The organism is Streptococcus sp. Marseille-Q6504 (assembly GCF_965111625.1).
Map to the genome: position 1 here is coordinate 229,227 of NZ_CBCOON010000002.1, position 14,502 is coordinate 243,728.

Here is a 14,502-nt window from a genome sequence, read left to right on the forward strand (position 1 = left end):
AATGCTTGAAATTTGATAAAATGAATAATAATTAAATAGGAATCTGCAAGACTAGTATCTCAGGGGAAGTATATCAGGGAGGAGAGCCGTGACTGAAAGCTCTCTATATGAAAGCTGGGTGAATTCACTTGCCTATGGATTCAGAAATAAAGGTCTGATTTGTCAGATGAAAACGGATGGTACCGCGTGTCAACGCTCCGAGTGGAGTTTTTGGCATGTGGTTTTCTTTTTATCTACGAGAGACTGATGGAGGAATTATGTCAACTATTGAAGAACAATTAAAAGCGCTTCGTGAAGAAACGCTAGCTAGCTTGAAGCAGATTTCTGCTGAAAATAAAAAAGAGCTGCAAGAATTGCGCGTCTCTGTCCTTGGTAAAAAAGGTTCCCTTACTGAAATTCTTAAAGGGATGAAGGATGTATCAGCAGAAATGCGCCCTGTTATCGGAAAACACGTCAATGAAGCTCGTGATGTTTTGACAGCTGCATTTGAAGAATCAGCTAAGCTCTTGGAAGAAAAGAAAGTTGAAGCTCAACTAGCAAGTGAGAGCATTGATGTTACGCTTCCAGGTCGTCCAGTTGCGACTGGTCACCGTCACATCCTCACACAAACCAGTGAGGAAATTGAAGACATCTTCATCGGGATGGGTTACCAAGTAGTGGATGGTTTTGAAGTAGAACAAGACTACTATAACTTTGAACGTATGAACCTTCCAAAGGATCACCCAGCTCGTGATATGCAGGACACTTTCTATATCACAGAAGAAATCTTGCTCCGTACTCACACGTCTCCAGTTCAGGCGCGTGCGATGGATGCCCATGATTTTTCTAAAGGCCCTTTGAAGATGATCTCACCAGGACGTGTATTCCGTCGTGATACAGACGATGCAACCCACAGTCACCAATTCCACCAAATCGAAGGTTTGGTTGTTGGGAAAAACATCTCTATGGCGGATCTACAAGGAACCCTCCAGTTAATTGTACAAAAAATGTTTGGTGAAGAGCGTCAAATCCGTTTACGCCCATCTTATTTCCCATTCACTGAGCCTTCTGTTGAGGTGGATGTTTCGTGCTTCAAATGTGGAGGAGCCGGCTGTAACGTCTGTAAGAAAACTGGTTGGATCGAGATTATGGGTGCCGGTATGGTTCACCCACGTGTCCTTGAGATGAGTGGTATCGATGCAACTGTATACTCTGGTTTTGCCTTTGGTCTTGGACAAGAACGTGTAGCTATGCTTCGTTACGGAATCAACGATATCCGTGGATTCTACCAAGGAGATGTCCGCTTCTCAGAACAGTTTAAATAATGATTAGAAAAGTGGAAATAGCAGATGTTGAGGTGTTGGCAAAAATTGCCAAACAAACCTTTCGTGAAACATTTGCTCATGATAATACGGAAGAGCAGTTACAGGAATACTTTGAAGAGGCTTATAATCTGAGAGTTTTGTCAACTGAGTTGGAAGATCCTGACTCCGAAACCTATTTCATTATGCATGAAGAGGAGATAGCTGGTTTTCTCAAAGTCAACTGGGGAAATGCTCAAACCGAGAGAGAATTAGAGAACGCTTTTGAAATTCAACGCCTCTACGTGCTACAAACATATCAAGGATTTGGACTTGGTAAGCAACTATTTGAATTCGCTCTGGAACATGCCGAAAAAAATGGTTTTTCCTGGGCTTGGCTAGGTGTTTGGGAGCATAATACAAAAGCTCAAGTATTTTATTATCGATATGGTTTTGAAAAATTTAGCCAACATCGTTTTATGGTTGGGCAAAAGGTAGATACGGATTGGTTACTGAAAAAGAAATTAAGGTAAGAAGATGATTCTTCTAATGAAATGATAGGAAAGGAAAAAAACTAGAGTGACAACTGTCATTCTGGAGAACTAAATTATGCTTGTATCTTATAAATGGTTAAAAGAATTGGTGGACATTGATGTACCATCACAAGAGTTGGCTGAAAAAATGTCAACCACAGGGATCGAAGTAGAAGGTGTGGAATCACCTGCTGCTGGTCTCTCAAAAATTGTCGTCGGTGAGGTCTTGTCTTGCGAAGATGTGCCCGAAACTCACCTTCATGTTTGTCAGGTTAACGTTGGTGAAGAAGAAGCCCGTCAAATCGTCTGTGGAGCACCAAATGTGCGTGCAGGTATCAAGGTTATGGTGGCTCTTCCAGGTGCTCGCATTGCGGACAACTACAAGATTAAAAAAGGGAAAATCCGTGGCTTAGAGTCACTCGGAATGATCTGTTCACTTGGTGAATTAGGGATTTCTGACTCCGTTGTACCAAAAGAATTTGCAGATGGCATCCAAATCTTGCCAGATGATGCCGTTCCAGGTGATGAAGTCTTCTCCTATCTAGACTTGGATGATGAAATCATCGAACTTTCTATCACTCCAAACCGTGCAGACGCTCTCTCTATGCGTGGGGTAGCTCACGAAGTAGCAGCTATCTACGACAAGGCAGTCAATTTTAAAGAATTTACTTTAACAGAAACTACCGAAGTTGCAGCGGATGCTCTTTCTGTCAGCATTGATACAGACAAGGCTCCTTACTATGCCGCTCGTATCTTGGACAATGTGACCATCGCGCCAAGTCCACAATGGTTGCAAAACCTCCTCATGAACGAAGGCATCCGTCCGATTAACAATGTCGTCGACGTGACCAACTATATCCTGCTTTACTTTGGTCAGCCTATGCATGCCTTTGACTTGTATACCTTTGAAGGAACTGATATCCGTGTACGTGAAGCACGTGCTGGTGAGAAATTAGTGACCTTGGATGGGGAAGAGCGTGAGTTGGAAACAACTGATTTAGTCATTACTGTTGCTGACAAACCAGTAGCCCTTGCAGGTGTCATGGGTGGAGAGGCTACAGAAATCTCTGAAAAGTCTACTCGTGTCGTCCTTGAAGCTGCTGTCTTCAATGGCAAATCTATCCGTAAGACAAGTAGTCGTCTCAACCTACGCTCTGAATCATCTTCACGCTTTGAAAAAGGCATCAATGTGGCAACCGTTAATGAAGCCCTTGATGCGGCAGCAAGTATGATTGCGGAATTGGCTGGTGCGACCGTGCGTAAGGGTATCGTTTCAGCAGGTCAGTTGGATACATCTGATGTGGAAGTTTCTTCAACTCTTGCAGACGTTAACCGTGTCCTTGGTACTGAGCTTTCCTACGCGGATGTAGAGGATGTTTTCCGTCGTCTAGGATTTGGCCTTTCTGGAAATGCAGAAGCCTTCACAGTTAGCGTTCCACGTCGCCGTTGGGATATCACTATCGAAGCGGACCTCTTTGAAGAAATCGCTCGGATTTATGGTTACGATCGCTTGCCAACCAGTCTTCCAAAAGATGATGGGACAGCTGGTGAGTTGACAGCGACACAAAAATTGCGCCGTCAAGTTCGTACCATTGCAGAAGGAGCAGGCTTAACTGAAATCATCACCTATGCTCTGACAACCCCTGAAAAAGCAGTGGAGTTTACGACTGCACCAAGTAACTTAACGGAGCTCATGTGGCCAATGACCGTGGACCGTTCAGTTCTCCGTCAAAATATGGTTTCAGGTATTTTGGATACCGTTGCTTACAACGTAGCGCGTAAGAACAAAGACTTGGCTCTTTATGAGATTGGAAAAGTCTTTGAACAAACAGGTAACCCAAAAGAAGACTTGCCAAATGAAATCAACAGTTTCGCCTTTGCTTTGACTGGTTTAGTCGCTGAAAAAGACTTCCAAACAGCAGCTGTTCCTGTTGACTTCTTCTATGCTAAGGGAATCCTTGAAGCACTCTTTACTCGTTTGGGTCTTGAAGTGACTTATGCAGCAACGCAAGAGATTAAGAGTCTTCACCCAGGACGTACAGCTTTGATCTCACTCGATGATCAAGTAGTCGGTTTCCTCGGTCAAGTGCACCCTGTGACGGCTAAGGCTTACGATATTCCAGAGACTTATGTAGCTGAGCTTAACCTTTCAGCTATTGAGGCAGCTCTTCAACCAGCAGCAGCCTTTGTGGAAATTACTAAATTCCCAGCAGTCAGCCGTGATATCGCCCTTCTCCTCAAAGCAGAAGTGACTCACCAAGAGGTGGTTGATGCTATTCAAGCCGCTGGCGTGAAACGTTTGACAGACATCAAACTCTTTGACGTCTTCTCAGGTGAAAAACTAGGACTTGGCATGAAGTCTATGGCCTACAGCTTGACCTTCCAAAATCCAGAAGATAGCTTGACCGACGAAGAAGTCGCACGCTATATGGAAAAAATCCAAGCATCACTCGAAGAAAAAGTAAATGCAGAAGTGCGTTAATAGTCTAAAATCCATCCCTAGGGATGGATTTTTTTGTCTTTGTATATGCCGAATATTGGAAAGAAAAATGTAGTTGAATCTTCTTCGTTTTAATATAAAAAATGCCTAGTAAATTCTACTAATAAAAATGTACATAAATCCTTGTAATGACTAAAAAAAGGAGTATAATGAGGGTAAGATTAGTAGGAGGTGGATTATGTTAGAAGTCCGCAATCTTGAAAAAAGTTTTGGTCCCAAGCAAGTCTTGTTTGGCGTTGACTTTCAAGCTCAGCCTGGAAGAATTTTAGGTCTAGTTGGGAAAAATGGAGCTGGGAAAACAACCATTTTTCACAGTATTTTGAAATTTTTAGATTATCAAGGAAAAATTCAGTTTGATGGTCAAGAAATTCGTCAGGAAACCTATGCTCGGATTGGCTATCTACCCGAAGAACGTAGTCTCATGCCTAAGTTGACAGTTCTAGAGCAGGTTCGTTACCTAGCCATGTTAAAAGGCATGGATGCAAAAGAAGTCAAAGAAAAACTCCCTCAATGGATGGAGAAGCTGGAAGTCAAGGGAAAATTGACAGACAAGATTAAGAGTCTCTCAAAAGGAAATCAACAGAAGATCCAGCTGATCATTACTTTGATGCATGAACCAGATCTGATCATTTTAGATGAACCTTTTAGTGGCCTGGATCCAGTCAATACTGAATTGCTTAAGCAGGTTATCCTCAAAGAAAAAGAACGTGGTGCGACCATTATCTTTTCAGACCACGTCATGACCAATGTCGAAGAGCTATGTGATGATATCCTGATGATTCGTGATGGACAAGTGGTCTTGCATGGACCAGTCCAAGATGTTCGTAATCAATACGGCAAAACGCGACTCTTTGTAGCAAGTGAAAAGAGTCAGGAAGACTTGGAAAAACTCCCGCATGTCATTCATGCTAGCTTGACCAAGCAGGGGATTTGGAAGCTCATCCTAGATGATGAAAATGCTGGACAGGAGCTTTTTGCTATCTTGACTCAAGGACACTATATTGCGACCTTTGACCAGCAAGCTCCGACAATTGATGAAATCTTTAAACTAGAATCAGGGGTGGAAGTATGAGAAATATGTTGGTTGTAATCAAAGAAACTTATCTACGTCATGTCAAATCCTGGAGTTTCTTCTTTATGGTAATCTCGCCATTTCTCTTTATCGGCTTGTCTGGCGGGATTGGCTATCTCCAAGGTTCCTCTCTGGCTCAGAATAATAAGGTGGCAGTAGTTAGTTCGGTGCCTGCTGTAACAGAGAGCCTTAAATCGACCAATGGCATTAATTTTGACTATAAGGATGAAGCAAGCGCACAAGAAGCTATCAAGGATGAAAAAATCAAGGGCTATCTAACGATTGATCAAGAAGGTAGTGTCCTCAAGGCAGTCTATCACGGTGAAACTTCACTAGAGAGTGGCATTAAATTAGCTGTGACAACTAAGTTGAATGAACTCCAATACCAACTCAATCGTTCAGAGGCACATTTATCTCAGGAACAGGAACAGCACTTGGCACAAACGATTCAATTCTCAGAGCAGATTGATGAATCTAAGGAAAGTAAAAAGATGGTCCAAACCTTTGCGGCAGCAGGACTAGGCTTCTTCCTCTATATGATCTTGATTACTTATGCCAGTGTCACTGCTCAAGAGGTAGCCAGTGAAAAAGGGACAAAAATTATGGAAGTGGTCTTCTCAAGTATTCGTGCTAGTCACTACTTTTACGCGCGCATGATTGCCTTACTTCTTGTCATTTTGACTCATATTGGTATTTATGTTGTAGGCGGACTTGGAGCTATCTTATTCTTTAAGGATATGCCTTTCTTGGCTAATTCAGGTATTCTAAGTCATTTGGGAGAAGCTTTTTCGGTCAATACCTTGTTGTTTGTATTGGTCAGTCTCTTTATGTATGTGGTCTTGGCAGCCTTCTTAGGTTCTATGGTTTCTCGCCCTGAAGATGCAGGAAAGGCCTTATCTCCGTTGATGATTTTGATAATAGCTGGTTTTGTTGGCGTTACTTCCCTAGGCGCTGCAGGAGATAATTTGATTTTGAAAATTGGATCTTATATCCCATTCATCTCAACCTTCTTTATGCCTTTCAGAGCTATTAATGGTTATGCAAATAGCATCGAGGCTTGGATTTCTCTTGCGATAACAGTTGTATTCGCCGTGACTGCAACAGCATTTATCGGACGTATGTATGCTAGCCTAGTCCTTCAAACAGATGATTTAGGTATCTGGAAAACCTTTAAACGAGCTTTAAGCTATAAATAAAATAACGGACCTGTGAGTGTATCTCCCAGGTCATTTTATTCGCTGAAATATTTCACATTAATTTCTTCTAAACCTTTGACTAATAAAGAAAATTATCGTACAATAAAGAGTACGTGATAAAATGAGACCAGAGTTTATATACTCTGGCGTTAGTAGTAAAAAAAGAGGAGAAACGCTTTGGAATTAGAAGTATTTGCTGGGCAAGAAAAAAGTGAACTATCTATGATTGAGGTGGCTCGTGCCATCTTGGAACAACGTGGTCGCGACCACGAAATGCATTTTAGCGATTTGGTCAATGAAATCCAAAACTATCTTGGTACCTCTAATAGCGATATTCGCGAAGCACTACCTTTGTTCTATACAGAGTTGAACTTTGATGGTAGCTTCATCTCTCTTGGAGATAACAAATGGGGCCTTCGTTCATGGTATGGAGTAGATGAAATTGACGAAGAAATCATTGCTCTTGAAGAAAGTGACGATGAAGAAGTAGCACCTAAGGCTAAGAAAAAACGTGTTAATGCCTTTATGGATGGAGATACGGATGCCATTGATTATGGTGCAGATGATCCAGAGGATGAGGACGCCTACGAAGAAGATCCAGCTCTTTCTTATGATGATGAAAATCCAGACGATGAGAAGAACGAAGTAGAAGCCTACGACGCTGAAATCAACGAAATCGCACCAGACGATCTTGGGGAAGATGTCGATCTCGTTGAAGAAGATGACGAAGATTCTGAGGAAGAAGAAGAATAATACCAAACAACAAGGGAATTCCCTTGTTGTTTTTCTTTTCTGCAGTAGAACTATAAACCTAGTAAAGAATGACATTTGACAAATGAGCTAAATTGAGGTAAGATATTGTTCGGGCACCTCTTTTTGAGGTCGGAGCTTCCTAGTTTCTAGGGAGCTATTTTTGTTTTTCCAGGGGAATTATTATCCTGGATTGTAGTTATCGGTGAAGGTCTTGTTTTCTTAGTCCCCCTCTAGTGAATAAGATCTTGAGCATTTTAGAAAGAGGAATCTATGTCTACGAAATATATTTTTGTAACTGGTGGTGTGGTGTCGTCTATTGGGAAAGGGATCGTTGCGGCGAGCCTAGGACGGCTCTTGAAAAATCGTGGTTTGAAGGTAACCATCCAAAAATTTGACCCTTATATCAATATCGATCCAGGGACCATGAGCCCTTACCAGCACGGGGAAGTCTTTGTAACAGATGATGGGGCTGAGACAGATTTGGACTTGGGTCACTATGAACGTTTTATTGATATTAATCTCAATAAATACTCAAATGTGACAACTGGTAAAATCTACAGCGAAGTTCTGCGTAAAGAACGTCGTGGAGAGTACCTCGGTGCAACTGTCCAAGTCATTCCTCATATTACAGATGCCTTGAAAGAAAAAATCAAGCGTGCTGCCCTAACAACTGACTCTGATGTTATTATTACAGAGGTTGGTGGAACAGTTGGAGATATTGAGTCCCTTCCATTCTTAGAAGCGCTCCGTCAGATGAAGACTGATGTCGGAGCAGATAATGTCATGTATATCCATACGACCTTGCTTCCTTACCTCAAGGCGGCTGGAGAAATGAAGACCAAGCCGACTCAACACTCTGTCAAAGAATTGCGTGGTTTGGGAATACAGCCAAATATGTTAGTCATTCGTACAGAAAAACCAGCAGGACAAGGGATTAAAAACAAACTAGCCCAGTTCTGTGATGTGGCGCCAGAAGCTGTTATCGAGTCCTTAGACGTAGATCATCTTTATCAAATTCCGCTTAATCTGCAAGCCCAAGGCATGGATCAAATCGTCTGTGACCATTTGAAGATTGATGCACCGGCAGCAGATATGACAGAGTGGTCAGCTATGGTTGATAAGGTTATGAATCTAAAAAAACAAGTCAAAATTGCTCTTGTTGGTAAGTATGTCGAGTTGCAAGATGCCTACATTTCTGTCGTAGAGGCCTTGAAACACTCTGGTTATGCCAATGATACAGAAGTCAAGATTGATTGGGTCAATGCTAACGATGTGACAGCTGACAATGTGGCAGAACTTCTATCTGACGCTGACGGAATCATCGTTCCAGGTGGTTTTGGTCAACGTGGCACTGAGGGTAAGATTCAAGCGATTCGCTATGCTAGAGAAAACGATGTACCAATGTTGGGAGTCTGCTTGGGAATGCAATTGACTTGTATCGAGTTTGCTCGTCATGTTTTGGGACTTGAAGGGGCTAATTCAGCAGAGCTTGATCCTGATACAAAATATCCAATCATCGATATCATGCGTGATCAGATTGATGTTGAGGACATGGGGGGAACCCTTCGTTTAGGACTTTATCCTTCTAAGTTGAAACGTGGTTCTAAGGCAGCGGCAGCTTATCATAACAAAGAAGTGGTCCAACGTCGCCACCGCCACCGTTATGAGTTTAACAATGCCTTCCGTGAACAGTTTGAAGGGGCAGGATTTGTCTTCTCAGGTGTTTCACCAGACAATCGCTTGGTCGAAATTGTTGAAATCCCAGAAAACAAATTCTTTGTGGCTTGTCAGTACCATCCAGAGCTTTCAAGTCGTCCAAATCGTCCAGAAGAACTTTACACTGCTTTTGTAACAGCAACTGTTGAAAATAGTAAATAGTAGAATAAACCTTTGAGAGTCATCTCAGAGGTTTTTATTTGTTTTCAGTATTATGAAAATCTGGAAAATCAGCTCTGAATTTGGTAAGATAAGATTATGGATTTTGAAAAAATTGAACAAGCATATACCTATTTACTAGAAAATGTCCAAATCATTCAAAACGATTTGGCGACAAGTTTTTATGATGCCTTGATTGAACAAAATGGGATCTATCTGGATGGTCAGACAAATCTGGAAGATGTCAAGAAAAACAATCAAGCTTTGAAACGTTTGGCACTTCGAAAAGAGGAGTGGTTACGGACCTATCAATTTTTGTTAATGAAGGCAGCTCAAACAGAACCTCTTCAAGCCAATCACCAGTTCACACCGGATGCGGTTGGTCACTTGATGATTTTTATCATTGAACAACTTTTCCCTGCTGAAAATGTGAGCTTATTGGAATTGGGATCTGGGATGGGAATTCTGGGAGCTAGTTTCTTAACGTCCATGAACAAAAAGGTAGATTACCTGGGAATAGAACTTGATGACCTCTTGATTGACTTGGCGGCAAGCATGGCGGAAGTAATGGATCTTCAAATGGGCTTTGTCCAAGGAGATGCAGTACGTCCACAAGTATTAAAAGAAAGTGACATCATTGTGAGCGACCTGCCTGTCGGTTACTATCCAGATGATCAGATAGCCTCACGTTATCAAGTAGCGGCTAAGAATGAACATACTTATGCTCATCATTTGTTAATGGAACAATCGCTCAAGTATCTCAGAACAGGAGGCTATGCGATTTTTCTAGCTCCAACAGATCTCCTGACAAGTCCTCAGAGTGAACTTTTGAAATCATGGCTGACTGAACAGGCCCAACTAGTGGCTATTGTGGCCTTACCAGAGGATCTCTTCGCTCAAGGAGCTCAGTCTAAGAGCATTTTTGTCCTACAAAAGAAGACAGGAGAAGGAGTTGAACCATTTGTTTATCCACTTACCAGTCTTCGTGACCCTGAAATTTTGATGGAATTTAAGGAAAATTTTCAAAATTGGTGTCAAGGGCATGAAATCTAGTGCAAATTTTGGTATAATAGTTGAAAACGCTTAAAAAGGGGAATAAATTTATGACAAAAACCATTGCAATTAACGCTGGAAGCTCTAGCTTGAAATGGCAACTATATCAAATGCCAGAAGAAAAGGTGCTTGCAAAAGGTTTAATTGAGCGAATCGGATTGAAGGATTCTGTTTCAACAGTTAAGTTTGATGGTCGTTCTGAAGAACAAGTTCTTGATATTGAAAACCATACCTTGGCTGTTAAGATTTTACTTGATGACTTGATTCGTTTTAATATTATTAAAACTTATGATGAAATTACTGGTGTCGGACACCGTGTTGTTGCAGGTGGAGAGTACTTCAAAGAGTCTACAGTTGTTGAAGGTGATGTCTTAGAAAAAATTGAAGAACTAGGACTTCTTGCTCCATTGCACAACCCTGCCAATGCAGCTGGGATTCGTGCCTTCAAAGAATTGTTGCCAGATATTACAAGTGTAGCAGTCTTTGATACATCATTCCACACAACAATGCCAGAAAAGGCATATCGTTATCCATTACCAACTAAGTACTATACAGAAAACAAGGTTCGTAAATATGGAGCACACGGTACAAGTCACCAGTACGTTGCTCAAGAAGCAGCAAAACTTTTGGGACGTCCACTAGAAGAGTTGAAATTGATCACTTGCCATATCGGTAATGGTGCTTCTATCACAGCTGTTAAGGGAGGTCAATCAATCGATACCTCTATGGGATTCACTCCACTTGCTGGTGTTATGATGGGAACAAGAACTGGAGATATCGACCCTGCTATCATTCCTTACTTGATGGAACATACAGAAGACTTCAAGACTCCAGAAGATATCAGTCGTATTCTAAACCGTGAATCTGGTCTTCAGGCCGTTTCAGGTTTATCAAGTGACATGCGTGATGTTCAGAATGGCGTGAACGAAGGCAATCACGATGCTATTCTTGCCTTTGAAATGTATGTTGACCGTATCCAAAAATACATTGGACAATACTTAGCAGTCCTAAACGGGGCAGATGCTATTATCTTTACTGCTGGTGTTGGTGAAAATGCAACTCTTGTGCGTGAGAAAGTTATTTCAGGTATCTCTTGGTTTGGTTGTGATCTAGACCCAGAGAAAAATGTCTTTGGAGTAACTGGAGACATTTCTACAGATGCTGCGACACTTCGTGTACTTGTCATCCCAACGGATGAAGAACTTGTAATTGCGCGTGATGTGGAGCGTTTGAAAAAATAAATGATAAGAAAAACGACCTTTTCGAAAGAGAGGTCGTTTTTTTATTTTTAAAAAATCTTCACCATTTAGTGAGTGAAACTTCGCCACTATTGAGCCAAATTTTTTCACCAGTAGCTAATTGGATTTGTAGTTGACCCTGGTCAGAGATATCACAAGCTTTTCCTGAGATGATTTCTTGATCTTTCTTAAAGGAAATTTCTTTGCCTAAAACAATTGATTGTTTTTTATAAAGGTAAAGCAGCTCATCGGCCTCGGTTTCGTAGAAACATTTCCAGATTTCTGCAATCAGCTCGTTGCGAGTGATTGGGCTATTTTGAGAGAAGAGACTTCCAGCTTTCCCTTGTAGGTTTTTTGGAAAATCAGCGATAGAAAAGTTGATACCAACACCAATAATAACATCTGTAACAAGGCCTGTTTCGACAGAAGTGATGGCTTCGGTTAGAATACCGGCTATTTTTTTCTGATTTAGGTATAAATCATTTACCCATTTGATATCTAAATCAATTAGACAAAGGTTTTTAACAGCCTTATAAATTGCGGCTGCAGTCAGGAGTGTATAAGCTGGTAGATCTAGATAAGAGAGATTGGGCTTGAGGTGGAGAGACATGTAAATCCCACCTTGTTCTGGAGAATAGTAGGGGCGTTGAAATCGACCACGTCCCATAGTTTGGCCTGTTGATAGGTAGAGTGTGTCTCCTTTGGCACCAGCTTCCATGGCCTCCTTGGCATCACTCTGGGTTGATTTGGTGATAGGTTTAAATTGAACTGAGATTGGGCTGTTAGCTTCTATTTCTTGAGGTAAGATTAGATCACCGTGAAGAAGTTTGTAGCCACGGTTTTTGATGCTGTCAATTTCTAAACCTTCCTGCTGGAGGCGTTGGATAGCCTTCCAAACAGAGGTGCGAGAGAGGTTTAATATTTCAGCGATTTTCTCTCCGCTTAAATAATCTGTTTCATGAGCTAAGATTTTGTAAACTTCTTGGTAGGATTTCATACTAGGTCCTTTCTGGAACAACTAGATTTATTGTACCATATTTTTAAAAAAGGATGCGCGCTTTGAGAGATATCTTAGCTCGCTATAAAATTTTACCTAGTTTTAGTCAGGATGACATGGACAAAGTGGTTTTCAAATCATTTGAAAAATGGTAAAATGTTTTAATAGTTTATTTATCTGAGCTTTATAGCGCAGAGAGAAAGGATCTGTTGTGAAATCAATAGGTATCATTGAAAAATTGAAAGGCTTATCCAAGCAAGAGCTAGTCTTACTAGCTGTTATTCTAAGTATTTTCTTGCCTTTTTATATTTTCGTTATTATTTTTATCGCCTACTTAATAGGTCTAATATTTACAGGAGAGATGAAGGGGATATTAAAACGATTATCCCACCATTCTATCTTACTTTTATTTATCGGCTATAGTGGTGTTATCTCTCTTTTAGCTCAAAATGTGATGGGGATGGTTTCCACTTTAGGAATGTTCCTTTTTGCAATTTTCTTTTATTATTACCAAGCCCATTTAACCCCTAAGTTTTTCAGATTGGTATTGCAATCGGTTATGTCGCTTAGTGTGCTAGCATCAGTTTTTGCAGCCTTAGAGCACTTTCAGATTGTAAAGAAATTTGATTATACTTTCTTATCACCTAAGATGCAGGTCTGGCATCAGAACCGTGCAGAGGTAGCCTTCTTTAATCCTAATTATTATGGGATTATCTGTTGCTTCTGTATTATGATTGGATTTTACCTAATTAGTACGACTAGATTGAGATGGTTGAGAATTTTCTCTCTCATTGCAATCTTTGCGAATTTGTTTGGCTTGAATTTCACCCAAAATAGAACAGCTTTTCCAGCTATTATCTTTGGTGCGATTATTTATCTTTTCACAACCATTAAGAACTGGCGTGCCTTCTGGCTCAGTATCGGAGTATTTGGTGTTGGTCTAGCCTTTCTCTTCTCGAGCGATTTGGGAGTTCGAATGGGGACGCTCGATTCGTCTATGGAAGAACGAGTGTCGATCTGGAATGCTGGTATGACCTTATTCAAACAAAATCCCTTCTGGGGTGAGGGTCCCCTAACTTATATGCATTCCTATCCCCGTATTTTTGCTCCTTATCACGAACATGCTCATAGTATATACATTGATACGATATTGAGTTACGGTGTGGTTGGAACGGTATTGTTAGGAATAGCTTCTTCTGGTCCAATTCGAATGTTGATTGATATGAGTCAGGAGCCGAGCAAGCGTCCAATTGTTGGTCTTTATCTTTCATTCTTAACAGTAGTTGCTGTGCATGGCATTTTTGATTTGGCCCTCTTTTGGATTCAATCCTCCTTCATCTTCCTTTTGGTAATGTGTAGTTTGCCATTAAAACATAGTATGATCGGAGAGTTTGTTGAATAAACAAAAAGATAGTAGAAATGAGATTTTCTACTATCTTTTTTATTATTGAATAGCTTGAAGTAAATCTTCAGCTTGTTTTTCTAGAGAAGCAGCGACGCTATCTTCAAGGACTAATTGCCCATCTGCCCAGGCAGAATCATTAACACGGGCTGCGGTAAAATCACCAACAACCTGTGTACGGATAAATGGTAGAAGGTCTTTGTAAATCGCAAAGAGTTGATCGTGTCCAGCATTAGCTACAGATGATACCGTAACAATCTTATCTTGAAGAGCAGATGCTCCACGAGTGTTAGACAAGTCAATGGCGCGTGAAAGCCAATCTAGTAAGTTTTTTACAGTCCCTGGAATTGAGAAATTGTAGACTGGAGAGAAGATCCAGATGGCATCAGCAGCTTGAACAGCTTCGCGAGCCGCTGTAACAGCTGGAAGTGTAGGAACTTCAAGGTCTTGGCTAAAGAGAGGAATGGCTGAGTAGTCAAGGTAACTTACCTCGGCTTTGCCAGCAAGTGCCTTTTCAGCTTCTAGTGCAATTTGGTGGTTGAATGAACCTTCACGAAGTGAACCAACGATAAACAATATTTTTTTAGACATAGGGAGTCTCCT

At 41.1% G+C, this 14,502-nt stretch carries 12 protein-coding genes; 10 read left to right on the forward strand and 2 right to left on the reverse strand.

The features are described from left to right. Positions 1-257 precede the first annotated feature (257 nt). The 9 genes from pheS (at position 258) to ACWPUA_RS03280 (ending at position 11,503) form a co-directional block, all read left to right on the forward strand. Positions 258-1,304, forward strand: a complete 1,047-nt coding sequence (gene pheS, locus ACWPUA_RS03240; protein WP_414309894.1) for a phenylalanine--tRNA ligase subunit alpha — start codon at positions 258-260, stop codon at positions 1,302-1,304. Then, on the forward strand, positions 1,304-1,813 hold the full coding sequence (locus ACWPUA_RS03245) for a GNAT family N-acetyltransferase (RefSeq protein WP_036757072.1): 510 nt from the start codon (positions 1,304-1,306) through the stop codon (positions 1,811-1,813). Before pheS ends, ACWPUA_RS03245 begins: the two co-directional genes overlap by 1 nt. 76 nt (positions 1,814-1,889) lie before the next feature. After that, positions 1,890-4,295: a phenylalanine--tRNA ligase subunit beta gene (gene pheT / locus ACWPUA_RS03250; RefSeq protein ID WP_454379069.1), complete on the forward strand. Its 2,406-nt coding sequence runs from the start codon at positions 1,890-1,892 to the stop codon at positions 4,293-4,295. Positions 4,296-4,491: 196 nt separating this feature from the next. Continuing rightward, positions 4,492-5,385, forward strand: a complete 894-nt coding sequence (locus tag ACWPUA_RS03255; protein WP_454379071.1) for an ABC transporter ATP-binding protein — start codon at positions 4,492-4,494, stop codon at positions 5,383-5,385. After that, positions 5,382-6,581 carry an ABC transporter permease gene (locus ACWPUA_RS03260; protein ID WP_454379073.1) on the forward strand — a complete coding sequence of 400 codons (1,200 nt, stop codon included), beginning with the start codon at positions 5,382-5,384 and terminating at the stop codon, positions 6,579-6,581. The genes ACWPUA_RS03255 and ACWPUA_RS03260 overlap by 4 nt, the downstream gene beginning before the upstream one ends. 177 nt (positions 6,582-6,758) lie before the next feature. After that, the gene (gene rpoE / locus ACWPUA_RS03265; RefSeq protein ID WP_006148015.1) at positions 6,759-7,334 is read left to right on the forward strand and encodes a DNA-directed RNA polymerase subunit delta; all 576 of its coding nucleotides are present in this window, start codon (positions 6,759-6,761) and stop codon (positions 7,332-7,334) included. A gap of 270 nt (positions 7,335-7,604) precedes the next feature. Beyond that, the gene (locus ACWPUA_RS03270; RefSeq protein WP_454379076.1) at positions 7,605-9,212 is read left to right on the forward strand and encodes a CTP synthase; all 1,608 of its coding nucleotides are present in this window, start codon (positions 7,605-7,607) and stop codon (positions 9,210-9,212) included. Positions 9,213-9,308: 96 nt separating this feature from the next. Continuing rightward, the gene (locus tag ACWPUA_RS03275) at positions 9,309-10,262 is read left to right on the forward strand and encodes a class I SAM-dependent methyltransferase (protein WP_454379078.1); all 954 of its coding nucleotides are present in this window, start codon (positions 9,309-9,311) and stop codon (positions 10,260-10,262) included. 50 nt (positions 10,263-10,312) lie between these two features. Further along, the gene (locus ACWPUA_RS03280) at positions 10,313-11,503 is read left to right on the forward strand and encodes an acetate kinase (protein WP_454379080.1); all 1,191 of its coding nucleotides are present in this window, start codon (positions 10,313-10,315) and stop codon (positions 11,501-11,503) included. A 58-nt stretch (positions 11,504-11,561) separates the two neighbouring features. On the opposite strand, the gene birA is transcribed toward ACWPUA_RS03280, so the two are convergent. Continuing rightward, positions 11,562-12,497 (reverse strand): bifunctional biotin--[acetyl-CoA-carboxylase] ligase/biotin operon repressor BirA, encoded by a 936-nt coding sequence (birA, locus tag ACWPUA_RS03285; protein ID WP_303404225.1) that lies wholly within the window; start codon positions 12,495-12,497, stop codon positions 11,562-11,564. A gap of 211 nt (positions 12,498-12,708) precedes the next feature. Between birA and ACWPUA_RS03290 the strand changes: the two genes are divergently transcribed. After that, positions 12,709-13,899 carry an O-antigen ligase family protein gene (locus tag ACWPUA_RS03290; protein WP_004252136.1) on the forward strand — a complete coding sequence of 397 codons (1,191 nt, stop codon included), beginning with the start codon at positions 12,709-12,711 and terminating at the stop codon, positions 13,897-13,899. A 42-nt stretch (positions 13,900-13,941) separates the two neighbouring features. Here ACWPUA_RS03290 and ACWPUA_RS03295 read toward each other — a convergent pair whose 3' ends face one another. After that, positions 13,942-14,490 (reverse strand): NADPH-dependent FMN reductase, encoded by a 549-nt coding sequence (locus ACWPUA_RS03295; RefSeq protein ID WP_454379083.1) that lies wholly within the window; start codon positions 14,488-14,490, stop codon positions 13,942-13,944. Positions 14,491-14,502 lie beyond the last annotated feature (12 nt).

Coding starts and splice junctions, on each gene's coding strand:
- birA (WP_303404225.1), bottom strand. CDS start 12,497: ATGAAATCCTACCAAGAAGTTTACAAAATCTTAGCTCATGAAACAGAT.
- ACWPUA_RS03295 (WP_454379083.1), bottom strand. CDS start 14,490: ATGTCTAAAAAAATATTGTTTATCGTTGGTTCACTTCGTGAAGGTTCA.
- pheS (WP_414309894.1), top strand. CDS start 258: ATGTCAACTATTGAAGAACAATTAAAAGCGCTTCGTGAAGAAACGCTA.
- ACWPUA_RS03270 (WP_454379076.1), top strand. CDS start 7,605: ATGTCTACGAAATATATTTTTGTAACTGGTGGTGTGGTGTCGTCTATT.
- ACWPUA_RS03255 (WP_454379071.1), top strand. CDS start 4,492: ATGTTAGAAGTCCGCAATCTTGAAAAAAGTTTTGGTCCCAAGCAAGTC.
- ACWPUA_RS03280 (WP_454379080.1), top strand. CDS start 10,313: ATGACAAAAACCATTGCAATTAACGCTGGAAGCTCTAGCTTGAAATGG.
- ACWPUA_RS03260 (WP_454379073.1), top strand. CDS start 5,382: ATGAGAAATATGTTGGTTGTAATCAAAGAAACTTATCTACGTCATGTC.
- ACWPUA_RS03275 (WP_454379078.1), top strand. CDS start 9,309: ATGGATTTTGAAAAAATTGAACAAGCATATACCTATTTACTAGAAAAT.
- pheT (WP_454379069.1), top strand. CDS start 1,890: ATGCTTGTATCTTATAAATGGTTAAAAGAATTGGTGGACATTGATGTA.
- ACWPUA_RS03245 (WP_036757072.1), top strand. CDS start 1,304: ATGATTAGAAAAGTGGAAATAGCAGATGTTGAGGTGTTGGCAAAAATT.